Source organism: Microbacterium halimionae (assembly GCF_011761265.1).
GTDB lineage: Bacteria > Actinomycetota > Actinomycetes > Actinomycetales > Microbacteriaceae > Microbacterium > Microbacterium halimionae.
This window is the reverse complement of sequence record NZ_JAAOZB010000002.1, coordinates 472,485-495,085: the sequence shown is the minus strand read 5'-3', so window position 1 is coordinate 495,085 and position 22,601 is coordinate 472,485. Positions and strand designations below refer to the sequence as shown.

Below are 22,601 nucleotides of genomic sequence, written 5' to 3'. Positions count from 1 at the left end.
CGTCAAGACCTCGGTCGAGGCCCGTACTCTCAGTCACTACTCACCCAGTACACGTGCAAGGTACGCATTCTGAAAATGTCGCTTCGGATCGAGGCGGTCGCGCACGGCGACGAAGTCATCGAACCGTGGGTAGCGGTTCTGCAGCACGTCGCTACCGACCGTGTGCATTTTTCCCCAGTGCGGGCGCCCACCGTGCGAGAGGAAGATCTCCTCCATGACACGAAAGTACGGCCCCGGATCTTCCCTCCAATAGCGATGCACTGCGATATATCCGGAGTCTTGTTCGTGAGCCGTCGACAGCCACAGGTTATCCGCCGCCGCAACACGTACCTCAAGGGGAAATGAAATGCGCCAAGGGCTTCGCGTGATCGCGGCCCGTACCTCAGCAAAGGCCGCGTTCAGCGATGCTCGCGGCACTGCGTACTCCATCTCAACGAAGCGGACACCCCTGTGCTGAGTGAAGACGCGGGTGGAAGCATCCGTGTATTCGCGGGATCCAGTAAACGCAGCGGCAAATCGCGTGAGACGCGGGACGATGGCCGGCATCGCGGTGCCCGCCGCACACGCGAGACCCCACACGCCGTTCGAGAGCACCTCTTCATCGAGCCACTTCGAAACTTTCGGCAACGGATGCCGCGGCGCGCTCTCGGGCAGCCGGGTGTTTGTTTTCGTATGCGCGATATCGGTGTGGGGAAACCAGTACAGCTCAAAGTGATCGGCCGCCGATGCGCGCTCCTCGATGCGCTGCGCGACAGCGTTCAATGGTTCACGTGCTTCGATAGCATGCAGCACGAATGCCGGCACACACTGCAGCGTGACCTCGACAATGACTCCGAGGGCTCCGAGACTGAGCGCAAAAGCGGGCAGTAGCTCAGGGTTCTGTTCTTCGTCGACCGTGAGGATCTCGCCGTCGGCAGTGACGACTCTGACTCCGACAACTTGAGTGGAGATTCCGCCGAAGTCGGCTCCGGTACCGTGAGTGCCGGTAGAAATTGCGCCCGCGATCGTCTGCCGGTCGATGTCACCGAGGTTAGCCATCGCGAGCCCGTAGGGTGCGAGCAGCCTCGGAATTTGACGAAGCCGGGTGCCGCCTCGAAAAGTAGCGCGACCCCGCTCACGGTCAATCGCGATGAGGCCGGTGAGGTCTGCTAGGTCGAGGAGCACTCCGGTGGTCGCCGCAATATCGGTGAAGCTGTGGCCAGCTCCAACCGCCTTGACGAAAAGACCCCGTGTGGCAGCGGCGCGCACGGCGCGCTGAACGGCGCCGACGCTGGTGGGAAATTCGACGCGCTGCGGTCGTGCCTCGGCGGTTCGCGCCCAGTTGTGCCACACTCCCCCGGGCCGCGTCACAGGAACGCCTTTCCCTCACCGCGGTAGGTCGGCGCCTCTCCCACGATCGCGCCGTTTTCGACGAGCTGGTAGCGATCGACTCGCTCGGCAAGCTCGCCGCTTTTCGCATGTCGAAACCACACCCGATCGCCCACGCGCAGCGAACGAGCAGCTGGCCCCTGCAACGGTGTCTGCACTTCGCCCGCGCCTTCGCGCGCGAGCGTGTGGAGTCCTTCTGGCCACACCGGCAGTGGCTGACGCGACGCAACAGGTGGCCCCGATGCAATCCACCCACCGCCGAGCACTGTCGCGATGTCGTCGGTGGGCTTTCGCACCACTTCGAGAGAGAAGGCTGCCGCCGGCGCTGGCGAGAACACGCGGTAGTGGTCGAAGAGATGGCCGGCAAACAGGCCGCTGCCCGCGGTGACTTCGGTGACAGCATGATCGGATGACGTGAGCTCGAGCGAACCCGTCCCTCCGCCGTTCACGAATTCCAGTGGAGATACGGAAGACACTGCTTCAACGATTGCCGCGCGGCGTTCGAGTAGTTCGGCGCCGGAGCGCCGCTGCATCCATCTGATCACGGGGTCGGCCGGGCCCGCAGCGTCTGGTTGCCCGGCGATCTGCGCTTCGTACATCATGAGGCCCACGAGCGTGAAGCCATCGCGTACCGCGATCTTCCGTGCGAAGGCGGCGACCTCGTGCGGTTCGTGAAGAGGCGATCGGCGCACGCCCACATGCCCCATCGCGCTCGAGCGCCATGAGGCATCCGCGTCGATCGCGAGTCGTAGAGCGGGTCGTTTGTCGGGCGCTACGAGTGAGTCGACGAGATCGAGCTGTGCGATGTCATCGACCATGAGCGTGATGCGCGCGGCGGCTCGCTCGTTCGCGATGAGCGCCCGGAGGGCCGCTTTGTCTGCCGTTGGGTACCCCAGCACGACGTCGTCGTGATCTTCGGCGAGCCAGAGAGCCTCGGGCAGAGTGAAAGCCAGGATGCCGTGATAGCCCGGCAACCGCAGGGTTGCGTTGACAACTTCTCGCACGCGCACCGACTTGCTGGCGACGCGAATCGGCACGCCGCTCGATCGCACCACCATGTCGAGTGCGTTGTAGCGCAGCGCACCAAGGTCGAGCACCGCGACGGGACCGGAGACATCAGCGACTGCGGCGCTAAGCGATCCCCAAAATTCCTCAGGTCGACGCCAGGGCTCTGCCGGGCCTGGGGCCGATGTCAGCATGTCGATGCTCATACCACCACGCTTCCTCGTCGAGACGGTGCTCTGTTCACCATACGGCGATGCTGCCGGACATCCTGTAGAACGCGAAACACGAATAGCCCATTTCTCTCGCGACACAAGCAGCCTGGGACGGTCGAACACCTGTCAGGTGCGGCGAAATCAGTCTTGCCGGCGCCACGGAGATTTTTCTTTGCGCGCCCAGTGCGCCGATGACCGTGTCCCACAGTGTCAGCCCCGACACGATGTGCTTGCGCGCGACGGACGCGCTCCTCAGCTCATTCGAACACTGCGCGCAGCCCCTCCCAGTTCTGTGACGCGACGAACACCGGCACGCTCGCGCGCTCCGCGACATCGACATCGATCACTTGGCGGCCCTCGAATCGAACCCCGGTGGTGACATCCACCCATTCTCCCGCTGGCAGGTACACCTGCCACGAGAGAGCACCGGGCTCGAGCACGGGCGCGATAAGTAGCGCGTCGCCCAGCATCCACTGCACCGGCATGTCCCACACCCGCTCGTCAAGCGGGTGATCGAAGTAGAGGGGACGCATGAGAGGAACGGATGCATTGACCGCCCGCTCCGCGGAAGCAGCGAGGTAGGGCACGAGCCGCTCTCGCAGCTCGACGAGCGCACGCACCTCATCGATCACGGTCTGGTCGTGGAAGCGATCGGCGATATTCCACGGCGTTCGGTCGTTGGAAGGCAGCCGGTGATGGTTGAACTCGGAGTGATATTGCATGATAGGTACGAACACGCTCGCCGCCATCGCGCGCAGATAGAGCTCGGGGTCGGGGATCGGTCCCGAGAAGCCCGCGATGTCCCACCCCCAATAGACGATCCCGCAAGAGCTCGCGGAGAGTCCAGCGAGCAGCGACCATCGGAACGCATCCCACGTCGAGTTCTCGTCGCCGGCCCAGAACGCACCATGGGCGCCCGACCCCGTGAAGCCAGCGCGACTGAACGTCACCGGTTCCTTACCCGCCGAGGCCAGCAACTTGCCATAGGCGGCCGCGTACGCGACAGGAAAGCGGTTGTTCGATTCGGCACCGCTCGACCCGTCGAGGTAGACCAGGTCCTTTCCCCAGGCATGCTCACCCCCGTCGGTCTTGAAGCCGTCGATGCCCACTTCCTCCACGAGGTAGCGGCGCTTTTCTGTCCACCAATCAGCGGAGCGCTCGTCGGTCAAATCGGGCATCAGCGACAGTGGGAACCACCAGCCGCGGTTTCGGTAAGGGCGCAGGTCTCCACCCGGCGCGGTCTCTCGGATAAGCACTCCAGCCTCAATCGCCGCGCGGGCGTCAGCGGCGGCTTGTCCCTTCGGGTGGGGGCGCAGCTTCATGAGCGGTATCTGCCATAGGTGCACACGCACGTCGTGCGAGTGGAGGTCGTCGACCATGCCCTTCGGGTCGGGCCAGGCACCTTCTGCGGGGAACACGAAGTCACCCAATCGCATCGGTGTGCTGTCTTCGCGCACGGTGTATTCCGCGTCGCGGAAGATGGTGAACGTCGCCTCGTCGCTCCACGCCTCGATCACGACGTTTCGCACCGGGATACGGTGCTCGCGATGCAGCGCCATCTGACGCTCTACCTCGGCCTGCGTGTTCCACTCGTTCCCACTCGCCCACAGCCCGAATACCCAGTCGGGCAGGGCCTGCGCCCGTCCCGTCTCTGCGACGAAGGCCTCGAGCACTGCGGTCGGGTGGCCGGCGTAGAGCCCGAGACTCAGAACGCGTTGCTCTCCCGCCGCTGCGTCGACCTCGGCTTCCACAGCCAGACGATCGGGGTACGAGCGCCCGACGTCGAACCACACGCGGCGCGATGTGCGCACATGGAATCCCCACCCTTCGCCTCCGACGACATGCGCGAACGGCATCGGGAGGTAGGTGCGTCGGTTCTCACCCTGACTCTTGTACTGCTCGAATACAACTGAATCCAGTGCCTCCCCACGTTGGTCGAGCGCGTCGTAGCGTTCGCCGAAACCGGACACGTGCTCGCTGGGCTGCAGAGGCACAGCGAAGCGAATGCGGTGGATCCTCTCGCCGTCGTCGAGTACGTCGATGCTGTCGACATCGACCTCGACAGCGTTCCCATCGACCTCCAGCGCGCCGTTCGGCGCGGGGCGCCACCCTGCCGCGCGTGTGCGGAACCACCGCGTCGCCTGCGGGCGGTCCGCCGCGATCGCGACGAGTCGATACTCGATCGCGCTGCCGGCGTCGGGTGTATCGAACACGACCTCCCACCCACCCGTCGATCGGGCGGTGCGCGCCTGCGCCGATGCAAGGTGCCCGCCGTCGACGGCCTGCCCGCGCGACGACCGTGCGACACGGTCGAGGGGCACCTCCCGGACGCCACCTCCGTCGATGCGCAACTCGAGCGTGACGTTTTCCACGTCAGAGGATGTACGTGCGCCAATCCGCAACGGCTCACCAGCGACGGGCTGCACAGGCGAGCGCTGCTCGGTGTCATCGGAGTATGGATGGCCCGATCCAGACGGGCGGTGCCGGATCATGCGGCGACCTCACCGCGGCCGGCGCTGAGCTCGGCGGCAAGACGCAGCACCATGGCGTGGCTCCACAGCAGCGGATTCGCGACCGGTCCCCACCGGTCGATCCACTCTTGCTGGTGTTGGGGAGAGAGGAGCCTCTCCGCGACTTGCTCGGGGAGCGTCCCATCCTCGCTCGCTGTCGAGGCTGCCCAGTCGAGCAACCTGCGCGCGGACTCACTGTCCCCGGATGCAGCGTAGGCGAGCCCTAGAAAGCACGACAGCAACGGCCACTGGCCGCCGCCGTAGAAGGTGTCGGCGCGGAAACGGTGCACTCCCCCATCAGCCTCGAGATCTGCTGAGACCGCCCGCAGCGTCATTGCGCCGAGCTCGGAACGCGCGTCGATCACGCCGAGCGGCGCAATGAGGGCGCTGAGGCTGGCATCGACGTCCCTTGATCCGAACCACTTGACCAGGTGCCCACCCACTACCCCCGATTCCTCGATCCGGGCACGCACGCGCTCGGCACCCGCACGAGCGCGTGTCGCACGCTCGCCAGAGACGAGACCCGCGTCCGCGGCGCCAGACAAGCCGGCGGCGACGCAGCCGAGTGTGGAGACATGCACTTCTTCGCTGTGCTCCTCCCACCAGTCAAAGCACGGGCGCTGCCACGAGCTCAGCAGATAATCGACTGTGAGCGCTGCCGCATCCGACCACCGGCTCAGGTCGACGCTGTGACGCGACGCGTGCTGCGCTGCGGCCCATAGCCACGTGCCATAGCCGTCGAGCTGGAAGTCCCACCAGTCCTCGTCGCCGAGCGACCCGTCGAAATTGAAACGTGCCGGTAACATCCGATCGTCAGGCAACGGGGTGCCCGCGGCAGCAGCCGTCACGATTTCGTCGATGCGCGAGCCGTGGCGTGTGACGACCATCGCGCACCAGTCGAAAAATGCCGACGCCGAAGCGACCTCGCCAGCGGCCGATGCGCCGTCGGCGATGAAAGCACCATCGCGCAGCCAGCAATACCCGCGATAGGCCGAGAACGTCGGCGACGCGGGGTAGGCGCCGTTCGGCTGCTGCAGCGTCGTTATGATGGCGCGAGAACGGTCGAGAAGCGCGTCGAGGTCGACGCCGGGTGTCGTGGTCATGTGTCGTTCCTGTAAGAAGAAAATGCGGGAGGGGAGTCTGCCGAAGCGACCGCCGTGGGTCCCGGCCGAGGGCCGGGACCCACGCGACGCGTCAGCCGAGCAGTGGTGCGACGCGTTCCTCAGCGTCGGTTAACGCCTGCTCGACGCTCTTGCGACCGGCTGCAGCTTCGGTCAACTCTTCAGTGACGATGTCCTGCATCTCTGCCTGACCTTCCCCGATCGACGGTGCCAGAGCGACCTCTTCAAGCGAGTCGAATACGGCCTGGCGGTTCGTCGGGGGCGTCTTCTCGAGGTACGGCTCAAGAGCTGCCTGGTCGGCGATGGGTGGGAGCTCCCAACCGGCGTCGAGCCGCACGTCGACGGTCGTCTGCGAGCTCGTCAGAAAGTCGGCAAATGTGGTGGCCGCTTCGATGTTTTTCGAACCCGCGGAGATGGCGACACCGTTGGAAAACAGTGCGCTCGCGTGCTGGGAGTCTCCCGGCTCAACGGCGACATCCCAGGTAAAGGTGGTGTCAGCGAGGCTGCCGAACATCCAGATCCCGGTGTGCCACATCCCGAGCTTGCCGTCGGCGAACAGCGTGCTATCGAAGTCGGGCGTGCCCGCGCCTTGCTCGGCCGTCGGCATCGTCGTTCCGCTCTTACCGATCAGCCACTCAGCGGCGGCAACGCCCTCGGGCGAGTTGAATTCGACCGATGAACCATCTGCGCTGAGGAACTCGCCACCAGCTTGAGCTACGGTTTTATAGAACTCGTTGTAGCTAATGGGCTGATAGTCGCCCCAGACGCCAGCCGCAGCATCCGTCAGCTTCTCGGCAGCGGCCTGCTCGTCTTCCCAGTTCCACTCCGACGTCGGGTACTCGATGCCTGCAGCATCGAAGAGGTCGGCATTGTAGAACAGCACGACATTCGAGAATGAGCTGGGCAGCGCGTACTGGGTGCCGTCGGTAGCGTACGCGTCGGCGAGGGTCGATTGATAGATGCTGGTGTCGACACCTTCGATCGGCGCGAGCACGCCGCTCTCTTGGTAAGCGGCGTAGTTCGCGAACTCGATGTCGAACACGTCAGACACCGTGCCGCCTGCAAGGTCGGTCTGGAGTGCCGTGAAGTAGTCAGCATAGGGCAGCGTCGTGACCTCGACGGTAACGCTATCGTTCTCAGCTTCGAAGGCATCAATGATCTTCTGCAGGTTCGCTTCGTTGCCACCATTGGAGGTGAAGTTGGTATACGTGATGGTGATGGGTCCGTCTCCGGTAGGCGTTTCGCCGCCGGAGCATCCTGCGAGGGCGAGTCCAGCGACGGCGACGATGCCGACTCCGACCAGGCGTGCTGTGTGAGCCATGTGGTATCTCCTTTGATAGTGAATTACGGGTGAGGTGCGGGTTATTTGATGCCGCTCGACGCGACGCCCTGAATGACGAAGCGCTGAGCAAACAGGTAGATGGCGAGCATGGGCAGGATGCTGACGACAGAGCCTGCCATCATGACGTCCCATTGAGTGGTGTACTGCCCCTGCAGGCCGGCGAGCGCGAGCGGGAGGGTCTGCAATTCGCTTGATCGCAGGATGATGAGTGGCCAGAGGAAGCTGTTCCAGCTATTCATGAAAGCGAACACCGCGAGCGTCGCGATCGACGGGCCGACCAGTGGCAGCACCACCGTGCCGAAGATGCGGAAATGCCCGGCACCATCGAGGGTGGCCGCTTCGTCGAGCTCGCGCGGCACAGCGTTCATCGCCTGACGGAGCAGGAAAACCCCGAACGCGTTTGCAACGCTCGGCAACAACACACCCAAGTAAGTGTCGACGAGGCCGAGGTCCCGCATCTGCACGAAGAGCGGCACGATCAACACCTGGATCGGGATCATCATCGTCGCCAAGTACAGCGCGAAGACGGCGCCGCGACCGCGGAACGGCAGGCGGCTGAACGCGTAGGCGGCGAGCGCGCTCGTCACGATCTGCAACAGCGCGGTAACCACAGCGAGCCCAAGCGAGTTCGCGATAATGCGGGCGAACGGCAGCTCCGCGAACAGTGTCTGGTAGGCCGAGAACGAGGGATTTTTGGGGATGAGCTGCGGCGTAGCGTCGAGGCCCGCCCCCGGTGAGAGCGACGTCGTCAGCGTCCACAGGAAAGGGAAGAACATGACGAGTGCCCCGATGATGAGCACGATAGTGAGCGCGATGCGCTGAGTGTTCTCACGCATAGGTGACCCACTTTCGCTGGCCGATGATCTGCACAACGGTGACGCCGAGCACGAGCACAAAGAGCATCCATGACAGGGCGGATGCTTCGCCTGCCGCGCCGTAGCGGAAAGTCAGGTCGAAAATCTGCTGCACCACTACTGTGCTTGCTCCCGCGGGACCGCCCCCGGTCATCGCGTACACCTGGTCAAATACCTGGAACCCGTTGATCAGCGAGATTACGACGACGAAAAACGTCGACGGCGACAGGAGCGGCAACGTGACGTTAAACAACCGCCGCCACGCCCCGGCGCCGTCGACCTTCGCCGCCTCGTACATCTCCTGCGGGATCGCCTGCAGACCTGCGAGCAGGATAATCATGACGAAGCCGAGGTCTTTCCACGCCGAGGCAATGATGATCGATGGCATAGCCCAGGCCGGGTCGGTCCACCATCCCGGTCCATCGATACCGAAGACGCCGAGCATGGCGTTGACGATGCCAACCGAAGGGTTGAGTAGCCACCGCCACACGAGCGCGACGACGATCCAGCTCGTGACGACCGGAAGAAAGTAGACACCACGAAGTATGTTGCGCCCTTTGATGCGTTCGTTAAGAGCGAGAGCGAGAGCGAGACCACCCACGAACACCAGCGGCAGGTAGCCGGCGAGGTAGTAGAAGGTGTTGAAGAACGCCCGCTGCGTCATGGGATCTTGCGCCAGGGAGATGTAGTTATCGATGCCGACCCACTGCATCGGTGCGAGCAAATTCCACTTGTGGAAGCTTGCCCACAGGGCGCCGAACATCGGGTAGATCGTGAAGAAGGCGAGCGGCAGCGCGCTCGGCAGCAGGAAGACGAGCACCGTGAGTGCGTAGCGCACCCTCTTGTTTCGGCGGCGAACGGGAGGGTTCTCGATCGCCTCGCGGCCCTCGGTCGCCGGAACCGGACGGTAGGTCAGCGTCATTCCTTCACCAGCCCGGCATCGGGGGTCGCCGTGCGCGAGACAGCGAGGCGCTCGCGCACGAGGCGTCCTTGCTCGCCCGACTGACCTTGCGCGTCGAACGGGGTGGAGAGCACGAGGGATGCGGCGCCCTGCGCCCATCGGTCGTCTTGCCAGGTCTCGACTGCGACGGGCACGGCGCGATTTCGGGGTATGAGGCCCTCGCGGAAGGCGGGTTCGAAACCAAACGACCAGTGGCTCCACGCCTCTACGCCCTCGCCCAGCACGATCACGATCTCGGGATCGACCAGATTCACCGCTCCGGCGAGCACGCGGCCGAGCAGATGGCCTGCGCGCGAGAAAAGCTGCTGTGCACCTTCGTCGCCCGCGTCGGCCAGACCGCGCAGCACCGGGATACCGGCGTCTGCCGATATGAGGCCGCGCTCACGCGCCTGCGTGACGAGGGCGCTCTGACCGATGAGCGCTTCGAGGCAGCCGTGGCCACCGCACTGGCAGAGGGGTCCGTCTTCCTGAACGGGGGTATGCCCGATTTCGCCCGCGCCGCCGCTTCGACCGCGAAGCACACGGCTATCGCTGAGAAGCCCTGCGCCAACGCCGGTTCCGATAGTGATGACCATCACATTTTCGTGCCCCCGGGCCTGGCCGTGCAGTGCTTCGGCGATGGCGAGGGCGTTGACGTTGTTCTCGACGAGCACTGGCAGGTCGAGCTCTCGTCGCAGTGCCTCCCCGAGGGGCACCCGCAGCCAGCCGAGCTGCGTCGAGTCGACGGTGCCGACGGCCTGCTCGTCGACGTTGCCGGGAACGCCGACCCCGACGCCAAGCAGGGGCGCGTCGCCGCCCCCGGCGATAAAGCCTCGCAGCACTTCGCCGAGGCGCGTGACGGCGGTGCCGGCGGCAGCGTCGAAGGGCTCGGTGGCCGAGCGCACGACGGCGCCGTCGATGCCGACCTCCACCGCAGTGATGTGGTCGGCGACGATCTTCACCCCGATGGCGCGGCCGGCGTCGGCGACGAGCCCGAGGAGGCGTGCGGGGCGTCCGCCCTGCGAGGGGCTGTGCTCGAGCTCGACGAGCAGACCGTCCGCGATCAACTGTCGGGTGTGCTGCGTGATGAGCGCCGGCGAGACGCCGAGCTCGCGGGCGAGGTCGGCGCGAGAGGTCGGACCGCTCGCGCCGATGTGAGCGAGAACGGCCGATCGCATGACGTCGGCGCGTGCGGTGGACTGGGTCAAGGAAACCTCTTTGTTCAGAATTAAATAAAGAGTAAGGGGATTGCGCATGGACGTCAAGCCGAACGCTTCTCGGGTTTCGTGCTGCTAATCGGTGCTCGAAAGAACCTTGACACACCCGAGAACCCACGACATATTTGTCACTAACTACAGACCTGAACAAAGGGGTTTCCATGTCTGAACCGGTTCACGCTCCTCGTAGAGGCACTGCTTACCCGCCGCGACAGGCGGGGCTGACCGGTCGCCGACGTATCGCGGGTGTGGCGTTGGCGGTCGCAGCGGCCCTGGTGTTCACGCTGCTCTCCGCGACTCCGGCTCAGGCGGCCGGCCTCGACGGGGTGTTCCACGACCCCCATGGCGCCGACGAACTCTACGCGACCGAGCCCACGGAGCGCGCGCCGCGCGATCCGATGGCGGGCGAGAATGTAACGGTGCGCGCCACCACGTGGCCAATCGCATCGGGCCAGTCAGTTTGGGTCACCTGGTCGCTGAACGGTGTCACGCAGACGCCGAAGGGCGCCGCTTACGACTACAACTCGGGCAACAACACCTACTGGAGGCTCGAGCTGGGCACCTTCGCCCGCGGCGACGTCGTCGAGTACACCGTGAACGCCGACGTGAACGGCAGCGGCCAGAAGAGCACCGGTTCCTTCTCCTTCGCCACGACGTCGTGGAGCACGGTGACCAACGTGGTCTCATATGTCGACAACGGCACCTCGATCGACATCGTCACGGGCGACAGCGCCGGAGACTTCACACCGAAGGTGCGCTTCGCCTTCCCCCGTCTCGATGGCTTCGACGTGCAGATCGCCCCGAACGGCGCGGGTCTCGACCTCAGCGGTGTGTCGGGCTATTCGGTGACGGACGGCTCATCGCAGCTCACGATCTCGACCTCCGAGCTCGTCCTGCGCATCGACAAGAATCCCTACCGACTCTCGGTCTACAAGGGCGACGGCACGACCCTCATCACCCGGCAGTACGACCCCGCCACCTTCCGCAACATCGGTTGGGCGAGCGACGGCGCGACGACCGTGACGAAGATCGAAGACCACTATCTGACGCCCACTGGTGAGCGATTCGAAGGCTTTGGCGAGCGGTACGACCGGCTCGACCACCGTGGCACCGACGTGCACAACTACGTCTACAACCAGTACCAGGATCAGGGTGCGACGCGTCGCACCTACTACTCGGTTCCCTACTTCGCGAACTCCGCGGGTTACGGCGTGCACGTGCCGAGCACTCGTTACGCGATCTTCAACCTCGCGACGTACCGCACCGACATGGCCGGCTTCACGGTCGACACGGGCGGCGCGCTCGACTCGACGCTGACCTACCAGATCTTCACCGGCGACCAGACGGCGATGCTCGACGACTACACAGCCGAGACTGGACGGCCGTTGCTGCCTCCCAAGTGGGCCTTCGGGCTCTGGGGCTCGGCGAACGAGTGGAACACCCAAGCCGAGGTCGACGCCTGGCTCGCGCAGGTCGAGAACTCCGGCATTCCGCACAGCGCACTGGTGCTCGAGCAGTGGAGCGACGAGGCCACCTTCTACCTCTGGAAAGACGCGCAGTACACCCCGGCCGCCGGCTCTGGCGCGCTTGACTACAACGACCTGACATTCCCGACGGGCGGTGCGTGGAGCGATCCCGAGCAGATGATTGCCGACGCGCACGACCAGAACATCCGCGTCATCCTCTGGCAGATTCCGGTGCTGAAGGAGAGCTTCACCTCGAACCCGTCGGAGGCCCCGCAGCAGCACATCAACGATAAGGCCTACGCGCAGTCGCAGGGCTACCTCGTCGAAGACGGTGCGGGCCAGCCCTATCGCATCCCCACGGGGCAGTGGTTCGGTGACAGCACGGTTCCCGACTTCACGAGCGCGGCCGCAACCGACTGGTGGATGAACAAGCGCCAGTACTTGCTCGACCTGGGCGTCGACGGTTTCAAGACCGACGGCAGCGAGGCGCTGTTCGGACGCGACCTGCAGGTGGCCGACGGCCGTCGGGGCGACGAGATGCACAACGCCTATCCGAACGAGTACACACGCGCCTACAACGACTACGTGCAACAGGAGACAGGCGGCGACGGCACGATCTTCAGCCGTGCGGGCACGTCGGGCGGGCAGAGCCAGTCGATCTTCTGGGCCGGCGACCAGGCGTCGACGTTCGGCGCTTTCCAGGAAGCCGTGCGGGCAGGACTCAGCGCCGGGCAGTCGGGCGTGCCGTTCTGGGCGTGGGATCTCGCCGGTTTCACCGGCTCGTTCCCCACCGCCGAGCTGTACCTGCGTTCGACGTCGCAGGCCGCGTTCTCGCCGATCATGCAATACCACTCCGAGAAGTCGGATCCGAGCCCGTCCGAGGCTCGCACACCGTGGAACGTGCAGTCTCGCACTGGCAACACCTCGGTTGTGCCGACATTCGCGAAGTTCGCCAACGTGCGCATGAACCTCATCCCCTACCTCTACACCGAGGCGGATGACAGCGCGACGACGGGTGTGCCGATGATGCGCGCGATGAGCCTCGCCTTCCCGGGCGACGCGGCCGCCGCCGGCTCCGACCAGCAGTACATGTTCGGTTCGCAGTTGCTGGTGGCGCCCATCACAACGCAGGGGCAGACGGTGAAAGACGTGTACCTGCCCGAGGGCGAGTGGTACGACTTCTGGAACGGTGGGCCGGCGACCGGCGCGGGCGTGAAGCAGTATTACGCCGGCACCGACGGCATCCCCGTCTACGCGAAGGCGGGTGCGGTCATCCCGCTCAACCTGAACGACGCGTACGAGCTGGGCGGCACGATCGGCAACGATGTCGACGTGTACGACAACCTCGCGTTCCGCATCTACCCGGCGGCCTCGAGCAGCTACGACTACTTCGAGGATTCGGCCGATGCGCACCGCGCGATCTCTGTCGCGTCAGACCGCGTCGCTCGCACGGTCACGGTCTCTGCACCGCCGTTGACCGCCGCCGCGACGTACCAGGTGTCGGGTACCAAACCCGCCACCGTGACGGTGGCGGGGTCGACTCTCACCGAGGTGGGGTCAGTGAGCGCACTGGCGGCCGCGGGTACCGGTTGGTATTGGGATGCTGTGCAGCAGCTCACCTTCGTGAAGGTCGGCATGAGCACGGCCACCCGGTTGATCGTGCTGAACGGCGTCGACAAGGCGGCGTACGAGGCGGAGTTCGCCACACAGACGGCCGTCAACACGAACACCGACCACCCCGGCTACACGGGTGACGGTTTCGTCGACGGCTTCGCCACGAACGGGGATGCGGTGCAGTTCGACGTGTGGGCCGATGCGAGCGCCACACACCAGCTGCGCTTCCGTTACAGTAACGGCGCCGCGACGGCCGCCGTGCGCACCGTCCGCGTCGACGGGACGGTCGTCGACACGCTCTCGCTGCCCTCGTCTGGTGGTTCGTGGGATCAGTGGACGACAGCATCCATCGCCGCATCCCTGTCTCCCGGCCGTCATACCGTGCGCATCGAGTACGGCAGCGACAGTTCGGGCGGCATCAACCTCGACAACCTCGTGCTCGCACGCTGACCTCACGAAGGACTCACATATGCACACCGTTCCTCTGCGACGACGCGTCGCTGTCATCGTCGCGGCCTCTCTCGCGACCGCGACCCTCACCTCGGTCGGGGGTGTCTACGACGTCGACCCGGCGGCTGCGGCACCCCTCGGCGCGCAGCGGGCCCAGTTCACCGCGGGGTCGAGCTACCTCGTGGTCGAGGTGCTCGACGACGACCTCGTGCACTTCGAGCTCGCTGGCGGCGGCACCCCTCCGGGCACGTCGAACGCGCTCTTGACGACCCCTCAAGTCGATAAGACCGACTACGCCGGGCCCGACGTGTATTCGCTGACCGGTTCGGTCATTGAGACCTCCGATCTGCGCGTGTCGGTTGCTCCCACGACGCTCTGTGTGACGACGACGGACATCACCCGCTCTCCTGAGCTGGTGCTGCAGACGTCGTGCCCCGCCGATCTCAGTCAAGCGTGGAAGGGGTTGAACATCACAAAGTCGTCGATGGAGAACGCCTACGGCCTCGGCCAGCAGTTCTTCACCGGCGCCAGTTCTGACGGCGACTGGGTGGGTCGCACCCGAACACCCGGTGGCACGTACGGCAATGCGATGGTCTACGACGCCGAGAACGGCCCGGTGGGCAACACGCAGATCCCGGTGCTGTTCGCCGTCGGTGACGACAACGCCAACCACGGATTGTTCGTCGACCAGCTCTACAAGCAGGAGTGGAACCTCACGGGCGACCCGTGGACGATGCGAACGTGGGGCGACCAGGTGCGCTGGTACGTGATGTCGGGCCCAGACCTCCCGGACCTGCGCCAGGACTACATGGAGCTCACCGGCACACCACCCGTGCCGCCTAAGAAGGCGTTCGGTCTATGGGTGTCAGAGTTCGGCTACGACGACTGGGCCGAGGTCGATAACACGATCTCGGGCCTGCGGTCGGCCGACTTCCCGGTCGACGGCGTGATGCTCGATGTGCAGTGGTTCGGTGGCGTCACGGCGAACTCCGACGATACGAGGATGGGGACACTCGACTGGGACACCAGCAAGTTCCCCTCCCCCGCGTCGAAGATCGCGTCGCTCTCAGCCGACGGCGTGGGTGTCATCCCTATCGAGGAGTCTTATATCGGCAAGAACCTTCCCGAGCACGCCGACATGGCCACCGACGGCTACCTCGTTCGGTCGGGCTGCGCCACGTGCGCACCGGTCTACCTCACCGGCAACCCCTGGTGGGGCAAGGGCGGCATGATCGACTGGACCCAGTCGGCGGCGGGTGCCGCATGGCATGACGAGCAGCGCCAGCACCTGGTCGACGAGAGCGTGACGGGTCACTGGCTCGACCTCGGTGAGCCCGAGATGTATGACGCGAACGACTGGACAGCCGGCGTGATCCCCGGAAAGAACGCGCACGCCGACTACCACAACGCCTACAACCTGTTGTGGGCCGAGAGCATCGCCGACGGCTACGAGCGCAACGATGAAGACGCACGCCCGTTCATGCTGTCGCGTGCCGCGGCAGGCGGCATCCAGCGGCACGGCACGGCGATGTGGTCGGCTGACATCGGTTCGACGATGAAGGCTCTCGCCTCGCAGCAGAATGCGCAGATGCACATGTCGATGTCGGGCATCGATTACTACGGCTCGGATGTCGGCGGCTTCCGCCGCGAGATGCTCGACAGCGATCAAGACGAGCTTTATACGCAGTGGTTCGCGAACAGCGCCTGGTTCGACACTCCGCTGCGTCCGCACACCGAGAACCTCTGCAACTGCCTCGAGACGAGTCCTGACGCCATCGGCGACGAGGCCAGCAACCTCGAGAACCTGCAGCGGCGGTATGAGTTGGCGCCGTACTACTACTCGCTCGCTCACCGGGCGAACCAGTACGGAGAGCCGTTGGCTCCGCCGCTCGTGTACTACTACCAGAACGATGACACCGTGCGAGAGATGGGGCACCAGAAAATGCTCGGTCGCGACCTGCTCGTCGCGATCGCCGCGGCGGAAGGCGAGCGTCAGCGTGACGTCTACCTGCCGGATGGCGACTGGGTCGACGTGCACACGAACGAGCGCATCGCGAGCACCGGCCAGTGGATCGAAGACGTTCCGCTGTGGCGCAACGGCGTGTTTACCCTTCCTGCGTACGCGCGCTCGGGGGCGATCATTCCGAAGGCGTTCGTCGATGCCGAGACGAAAGACATCACCGGCAAACGGTCTGACACGACCGTTCACGACGAGCTGATCGCCACTGTGTACGCCGATGACACCGCGAGCGACTTCACCCTTTATGAAGACGACGGTGCCACCACGGCCTACGAGAGCGGCGCGGTACGCACGACGCAGATCAGTCAGGCAATCTCGGGCAGCACCGTGGCGGTGACTGTCGGCACCTCGTCGGGCGCCTACAACGGCGCACCATCGTCACGGCCCACGGTCGTCGAGCTGGTGACCGACGGCAGCCAAGCGTCGGCAGTGACACTAGGCGGCAGCGCACTGACGCAGCGCGCCAACAAGGCGGCATTCGACGCCGCCTCCAGCGGTTGGTACAACGCCGGAAGCGGACTCGTGGTGGCAAAAGCGGCCAGCAGCACGGTAACAAGCGCTAAAACGTTCTCGTTCACACTGGGCCAAGCTGCGTCGTGGGCCACTTTCGCTTGCGAGAACGCGAGTACGACGTTCGGCCAGTCGGTCTACGCGGTGGGCAGCATCGCGCAGCTCGGCAACTGGTCACCCTCCAGCGCCGTGAAGCTCAACCCCAGCGGCTACCCGACGTGGACCGGCGTCATCGAGGGGTTGCCACCGTCTACCACGATCGAATGGAAGTGCATCAAGCGTCAGGAGGCCGGGTTCCCCAGCACTGCGGATGAGTGGGAGTCAGGTGATAACAACGTTCTCGTCACTCCGCCGTACGGTACAGCTGGGATAACCACTGGGGCGTTCTGAGGTAAAGGCGCACACGAGCCTCGCAGACGCAGGCTGCTGCCGCCGCCTCGCCGAAGCGGACAATACTAGGGCACCACTTCGGATGCAGGCGGACTCGCCTCCGACAACAGCGGCTAGACAGCGAACGGCCCCCATCAGCCGAAAACTGATGGGGGCCGTATCACCGGAGACAATTTTCTCAGCGCCAATTCTTGCAGTACCCCCGATGGGACTCGAACCCATACTGGAGCGATTTTAAGTCGCCTGCCTCTGCCATTGGGCTACGGGGGCATCACCAACTACGGCGAATCCACCGTAACGCGACTTCAGCTTTCGGTGGCGTCAGTCTTCGGCGTTGCTGCCTTCTTCACAGCAGGCTTCTTGGCAGCGGGCTTCTTCGCGGCTGGAGCGGATGCTGCATCCGCGGGAGCTGCAGCGTTCTCAGCTGACGCGGCTTTCGTCGCAGGAGCCTTCTTGGCAGCAGGCTTTTTCGCGGCCGGAGCCTCCTCTTCAGCGGGCTTGGCCTCGGGCTCGGCCGGACGCGGACGCGTTGCGAATTCAGCGAAGTACTGACGCGGCGTCTGCACGGCGAGAAGCGAAACGTTGTCGCGGCCCATCCAGAAGTTGAGCCACCAGTCACCAATGACGCGCCACTTGCGCTCCCACGACGGCATAGCCAGACCGTGGTAGCCGCGGTGTGCACACCAGGCGATGAAGCCCTTGAGCGCGATGTTGCCGGACTGGAAGACACCGTTGTAGAGGCCAAGGCCCGCAACGGCACCGAGGTTCTTGTGCTTGTACTCACGAGGAAGCTCTCCGCGCAGAACAGCAACAACGTTCTTGGCCATCAGCTTTGCCTGACGCACGGCGTGCTGAGCATTCGGCACACAGAAGCCGCCTACGCCGCCACCACTGAGGTCGGGAACTGCTGCTACGTCACCCGCGGCCCAGGCGCCCTCCAAGGGCTCCTCGGCAGTACCAACCCGAAGGTCGGCCCGGGTCTGGATGCGACCGCGCTCTTCGACAGGAAGGTCGCCGCCGCGAACGACGGTCGGGTTGGCCATAACTCCGGCGGTCCAGATGATCACATCACTTGGGATTACTTCACCGGTTGAAATCTCGACGTTTCCGTCAACGGCACCCTTCACCTGAGTGTCGAGGTGAACGTGTGCGCCACGCTTGGCGAGGTCCTTCAACACCCACTCCGATGTCTTCAGCGAAACCTCGGGCATGATGCGCCCCATGGCTTCGATGAGGTGGAAGTGCGTGTCTTCGAAACGGATGTTGGGGCGATTCTTCAGCAGCGAGGATGCCATCGCACGAAGCTCGGCGAAGACTTCGATTCCGGCGAATCCACCGCCGACAACAACGACCGTCAGCAGACGGTCGCGCTCGGGACCAGCGGGGAGGTTTTCAGCCTTGTTGAAGTTCGTGATGATGCGGTCGCGGATAGCAACTGCCTCTTCGATCGACTTGAGCCCGATGGCATTGTCGGCGATACCGGGGATCGGGAAGGTGCGCGATACGGCCCCCGCGGTGACGACGATCTGGTCGTAGGTCTCGGTCCAGGGCTCCCCCACGAGCGGCGTGATCGTCGCAGACTTGGTGGCGTGATTGATGCCAGTGACTTTCGCGCCAATCACCTTGGTGGTCTTGAGATGGCGACGGTGGCCGACGACAGCGTGGCGTGGCTCGATCTCGCCGGCAGCAATCTCGGGAAGGAACGGCTGGTAGGTCATGTAAGGCAGGGGGTCAACCATGGTGACCTCAGCTTCGCCCTTACGCAAGTGCTTTTCGAGCTTCCATGCGGTGTAAAAACCGGCGTATCCGCCACCGACAACGAGGATCTTGGGCACAGTGCTAGTCACAGTGGAATTACTCCTAGACATTTAACGGGTTGGCGTACGAGAGTGGCGCGCCGAACGGATACGTCGGACAGCAGCAGTGACGCCGAGCGCTCCCAGTATAGCCGGGACAGTCACCGCAACGAGCGGAAGAGTGCCATACGTCAAGGATTCAGCGGTCGGTATGAGCGCTGACGCTTCGGTTACCGCCTCTTCTGGCGGCTCGAGCGGAGCTATCGTTACAGGGTTGGTGCTCGGCTCAGGGTCGCTCCCGGCGTCGGCACGTCGATAGAGGCGGATCCACTCCGCGAGGCTGCCCATCGGGTTTTCCGTCACCGACGGAAGCCACGTGGTTACCGCCGCCTCTGCGTTGACAAGCCCGTAGCCATACAGCACGTCGGGAACTGACGTCGCCGCAGCTGCCGGGGTTGCGGTCGAAACTACGTGGTTGATGACATCAGCCGCACTCATCCCCGGGTCGGCAGAACGCACGAGAGCGGCGACAGCCGAAACGATTGGCGCGGCACCGCTCGTACCGTTCCACACGACAACATCACCGTCTGCCGAGACGCCCAGCAGGCGCTCGCTGGGCGCCGAAACACCGATCGTCACACCCTGTGTTGAGGCCTCTTGACTCGCGTTGCCCTCCGGGTCAACTCCACCAACAACGAGCACACCAGGAATAGTTGCGGGAGCCCCGATCTGGTCGGTACCCGCACCTCGGTTACCCGCGGCGACAACGACCACGACATTGTGATCGAACGCGTACAAGAATGCGTCATCCCAGCTCGGATCCCAGTCCAAAGTGTTCGTCGTAAACGACATGTTGATCACGTCGGCGCCGTTATCAACAGCCCAGCGGATGCCTTCGGCCACCTGTGTCACGAACGGCACCGACGACTCCACGCCGAAACCGACCGACACTGACAGCAACTCTGCCTGCGGGGCGACGCCCAGCATCCCGGTGCCATCAGGGAGGCCACGCGAGGCCGCGAGCGACGCGACCCAACTCCCGTGGTTGGAGTCAGAGCCGCCGACCGGAGTGCGACCGTCTGGCGACCCGAGGCCCGACATGTCAGTACCCCCAACAACAGCGCCCTCGAACTCGGGTGCGAATCCGATACCAGTGTCGATAATCGCGATACGCGTACCGACACCCCGCGTCGTTTGCCACGCCGCGCTCACGCCATAATCGTCGAGCCAGTACTCAGCTTGACGAACAGGATCGACGTTGGGAGTCGCTGGCACCGCGGCACCCGCGGTGAGAATCAGGGCGAGAGCGGCCACAAGGGTGCCCGTTGCCGCGGCAATGAAAGGCCGTTTCATCGCGCTGCTGTACTCGCAGCATTCGGCTCGGCGCACGTGCAGCGCTCGGGAGACCATGAACTACGCGCGAGGGCTGCGTCACCGATGGGGTTCACTCCGGGGCCCGCGGCAAGAGCATGACCGGCGAGGGCGTGCAGACACTTGACGCGCACCGGCATGCCCCCGGCGGAAATTCCCTTGATCTCTTCGACGTCGCCATACTGCGCGCGATCGGCTAGATAGGCCTCATGAGCACGCGTATACGCGGCAGCGATCTCTTCATCTTCTGCGAGCGAATCTTGCAGCTCGCGCATGATGTGTTCGGCTTCGAGCACAGACATAGCGGCAGTCGCACCGGGGTGCGTGAGGTAATAAAACGTCGGAAAGGGCGTGCCGTCATCGAGCCGAGGCGTCGTTGCGACAACCGTCGGGTTGCCGCACACACAGCGCGCGGCAATTCCTACCACTCCGCGGGCGGGGCGTCCGAGTTGAGCGCGGACGACAGCCAACTCTGCATCGGTGACGGGTGCAAAAGGCGGAGTACTCACTGCGACAGAGTACCGTCGTCATCCACTTCGGTCGCAGTCTGCGCGAGTCCCGCGGCCGTGACGGAGCGCACCATCTGCGTCATCCAGTCTGTTTTCGTCTGCTCGACATCCGTGCTGATCGGGGCTTCTTCTTGCGGGATGGCCGAATCTGGCAGGTCGTTGTCGATGAGATAGCCAACTTCGCCCGGGTTGAAGTAGTAGAGCCGCTCCCTTGCCTGAGTCGTGATGTACGCCGGGTCACTCCACCGGTCACGCTGCGCCTCGAGGTCGGCAACGTCATCTTTGGTCAGTTGGATCGAGTTTTCGAGCGCTTCGATTTGCTGTCGCTGATCGAGGTACGTGCCAAAGGTCGGCACGAGAACAAAAACTCCGAGCACGACAAGACCCAGCATGATGACCATGAAGCCCGAGAGCCGGATGCCTCCGAGCCACTCCCGCGCGTCGACCTTGCGTGTCGGTGGCTTCGCCCGCTGTGCCGACTTCGCGGAGACAGCAGAAGGGGGAGCCGTCGGTCTCGACATGACTCCCCCTTCGTTACTTGCCGTACTTAGTGCTTAGCCCTTGAAACGCGGGAACGCGGCACGACCGATGAAGGTCGCGGCATCCCCGAGTTCTTCTTCAATGCGCAGAAGCTGATTGTATTTGGCGACACGCTCGCTGCGCGCGGGCGCGCCGCTCTTGATCTGACCCGAGTTCGTTGCAACAACGAGGTCGGCGATCGTGGTGTCTTCGGTCTCACCCGAGCGGTGCGAGAACATCGCCGTGTAGCCTGCGCGGTGCGCCATCTCGACAGCATCGAGCGTCTCGGTGAGAGTACCGATCTGGTTGACCTTGACGAGCAGCGAGTTGGCAACGCCACGCGAAATGCCGTCAGCGAGACGCGCGGGGTTCGTGACGAACAGGTCGTCACCCACGAGCTGCGTCTTGGTGCCGAGCTTGTCGGTGAGGTGCTTCCAGTTGTCCCAGTCGTCTTCCGCGAGAGCGTCCTCGATCGTGACGATCGGGTAGGAATCAACGAGATCGACGTAGTAGTCGGTGAGCTCGGCGGCTGTCCAGTCCTTGTTGTCGAAGCGGTAGACGCCGTCGTTGAAGAACTCGGTCGCTGCAACGTCGAGGCCGAGCGCGATGTCGGTCCCGGGCGTGAAGCCGGCCTTTTCGATGGCGCGCACGAGGAAGTCAAGACCCTCACGGTTGCTCGGCAGGTCGGGAGCAAAGCCACCCTCGTCGCCGAGGCCAGTTGCGTAGCCGGCAGCCTTCAGTTCGCTGCGCAGCACGTGGTAGGTCTGAGCGCCCCAGCGGAGTGCCTCAGCGAAGCTCGATGCGCCGATGGGCGCGAGGAAGAACTCCTGGCAATCGATACCGTTGTCGGCGTGCTCGCCACCGTTGATGACGTTGAACAACGGCACGGGCATGACGTGCGCGTTGGGTCCGCCGAGGTAGCGGAACAGCGGCAGGTCAGCGGAGTCAGCTGCAGCTTTTGCCACAGCGAGGCTCACACCGAGGATCGCGTTCGCGCCGGAGCGCGACTTGTTCTCGGTGCCGTCGGTTTCGATCAAGATCTGGTCGATGATGCGCTGCTCGGTGGCGTCGACGCCTTCGATAGCCGGGCCGAGCTCGTCAATCACAGCGGCGACGGCCTTGAGCACGCCCTTGCCGTTGTAGCGATCCTTGTCGCCATCGCGCAGTTCGTACGCTTCGAACGCACCGGTCGATGCGCCGGAGGGAACTGCCGCGCGCTGGACGATGCCATCGTCGAGCAACACCTCCACCTCGACGGTCGGGTTTCCGCGTGAGTCGAGAATCTCGCGCGCGTTGACAGCCTCAATTAGTGCCACAGAGGACTCCTTGGGTAGTGGAGAAAAGTTTCACGGAGCAACGTCGGTCCTCTCCCGAGTCTAGCGATCTG

The 22,601-nt window shown here is 64.4% G+C and carries 15 protein-coding genes and 1 tRNA gene; 2 read left to right on the top strand and 14 right to left on the bottom strand.

Features of this window, described 5'->3' with window-relative positions:
- Positions 1-36 precede the first annotated feature (36 nt).
- The 8 genes from FHS06_RS10020 to FHS06_RS09985 all read right to left on the bottom strand — a co-directional run bounded on the left by FHS06_RS10020 (position 37) and on the right by FHS06_RS09985 (position 10,560).
- Complete coding sequence (locus FHS06_RS10020) at positions 37-1,350, bottom strand: D-arabinono-1,4-lactone oxidase (protein WP_167048909.1); 1,314 nt, start codon at positions 1,348-1,350, stop codon at positions 37-39.
- Positions 1,347-2,579, bottom strand: a complete 1,233-nt coding sequence (locus FHS06_RS10015; RefSeq protein WP_167048907.1) for a type III PLP-dependent enzyme domain-containing protein — start codon at positions 2,577-2,579, stop codon at positions 1,347-1,349. The genes FHS06_RS10020 and FHS06_RS10015 overlap by 4 nt, the downstream gene beginning before the upstream one ends.
- A 263-nt stretch (positions 2,580-2,842) precedes the next feature.
- Positions 2,843-5,077: a glycoside hydrolase family 31 protein gene (locus FHS06_RS10010; RefSeq protein WP_167048905.1), complete on the bottom strand. Its 2,235-nt coding sequence runs from the start codon at positions 5,075-5,077 to the stop codon at positions 2,843-2,845.
- Positions 5,074-6,198 (bottom strand): glycoside hydrolase family 15 protein, encoded by a 1,125-nt coding sequence (locus FHS06_RS10005; RefSeq protein ID WP_167048903.1) that lies wholly within the window; start codon positions 6,196-6,198, stop codon positions 5,074-5,076. The genes FHS06_RS10010 and FHS06_RS10005 overlap by 4 nt, the downstream gene beginning before the upstream one ends.
- 91 nt (positions 6,199-6,289) lie before the next feature.
- A complete protein-coding gene (locus FHS06_RS10000) occupies positions 6,290-7,537 on the bottom strand; it encodes an ABC transporter substrate-binding protein (RefSeq protein ID WP_167048901.1) in 1,248 nt (415 codons plus the stop codon).
- Positions 7,538-7,578: 41 nt separating this feature from the next.
- Positions 7,579-8,394 carry a carbohydrate ABC transporter permease gene (locus tag FHS06_RS09995; protein WP_167048899.1) on the bottom strand — a complete coding sequence of 272 codons (816 nt, stop codon included), beginning with the start codon at positions 8,392-8,394 and terminating at the stop codon, positions 7,579-7,581.
- Complete coding sequence (locus tag FHS06_RS09990) at positions 8,387-9,334, bottom strand: carbohydrate ABC transporter permease (RefSeq protein WP_167048897.1); 948 nt, start codon at positions 9,332-9,334, stop codon at positions 8,387-8,389. The genes FHS06_RS09995 and FHS06_RS09990 overlap by 8 nt, the downstream gene beginning before the upstream one ends.
- Positions 9,331-10,560 (bottom strand): ROK family transcriptional regulator, encoded by a 1,230-nt coding sequence (locus FHS06_RS09985; RefSeq protein WP_208388145.1) that lies wholly within the window; start codon positions 10,558-10,560, stop codon positions 9,331-9,333. The genes FHS06_RS09990 and FHS06_RS09985 overlap by 4 nt, the downstream gene beginning before the upstream one ends.
- A 170-nt stretch (positions 10,561-10,730) precedes the next feature.
- Here FHS06_RS09985 and FHS06_RS09980 point away from each other — a divergent pair, with 170 nt between their 5' ends.
- Entirely contained in the window at positions 10,731-14,099 is a 3,369-nt protein-coding gene (locus FHS06_RS09980) for a TIM-barrel domain-containing protein (RefSeq protein ID WP_167048892.1), read from the top strand.
- Positions 14,100-14,118: 19 nt separating this feature from the next.
- Positions 14,119-17,019 (top strand): TIM-barrel domain-containing protein, encoded by a 2,901-nt coding sequence (locus FHS06_RS09975; RefSeq protein ID WP_167048890.1) that lies wholly within the window; start codon positions 14,119-14,121, stop codon positions 17,017-17,019.
- A gap of 197 nt (positions 17,020-17,216) precedes the next feature.
- Here FHS06_RS09975 and FHS06_RS09970 read toward each other — a convergent pair.
- The 6 genes from FHS06_RS09970 to eno all read right to left on the bottom strand — a co-directional run bounded on the left by FHS06_RS09970 (position 17,217) and on the right by eno (position 22,530).
- Positions 17,217-17,289 (bottom strand) — tRNA-Leu (locus FHS06_RS09970).
- Between the two features lie 35 nt (positions 17,290-17,324).
- The gene (locus tag FHS06_RS09965; RefSeq protein WP_167050264.1) at positions 17,325-18,854 is read right to left on the bottom strand and encodes an NAD(P)/FAD-dependent oxidoreductase; all 1,530 of its coding nucleotides are present in this window, start codon (positions 18,852-18,854) and stop codon (positions 17,325-17,327) included.
- A gap of 33 nt (positions 18,855-18,887) precedes the next feature.
- Positions 18,888-20,168: a S8 family serine peptidase gene (locus tag FHS06_RS09960; RefSeq protein ID WP_167048888.1), complete on the bottom strand. Its 1,281-nt coding sequence runs from the start codon at positions 20,166-20,168 to the stop codon at positions 18,888-18,890.
- Positions 20,165-20,695 carry a DUF501 domain-containing protein gene (locus FHS06_RS09955; RefSeq protein WP_167048886.1) on the bottom strand — a complete coding sequence of 177 codons (531 nt, stop codon included), beginning with the start codon at positions 20,693-20,695 and terminating at the stop codon, positions 20,165-20,167. The genes FHS06_RS09960 and FHS06_RS09955 overlap by 4 nt, the downstream gene beginning before the upstream one ends.
- Positions 20,692-21,216 (bottom strand): septum formation initiator family protein, encoded by a 525-nt coding sequence (locus FHS06_RS09950; protein WP_167048884.1) that lies wholly within the window; start codon positions 21,214-21,216, stop codon positions 20,692-20,694. The genes FHS06_RS09955 and FHS06_RS09950 overlap by 4 nt, the downstream gene beginning before the upstream one ends.
- A gap of 33 nt (positions 21,217-21,249) precedes the next feature.
- Positions 21,250-22,530 carry a phosphopyruvate hydratase gene (gene eno, locus FHS06_RS09945; protein ID WP_167048882.1) on the bottom strand — a complete coding sequence of 427 codons (1,281 nt, stop codon included), beginning with the start codon at positions 22,528-22,530 and terminating at the stop codon, positions 21,250-21,252.
- Positions 22,531-22,601 lie beyond the last annotated feature (71 nt).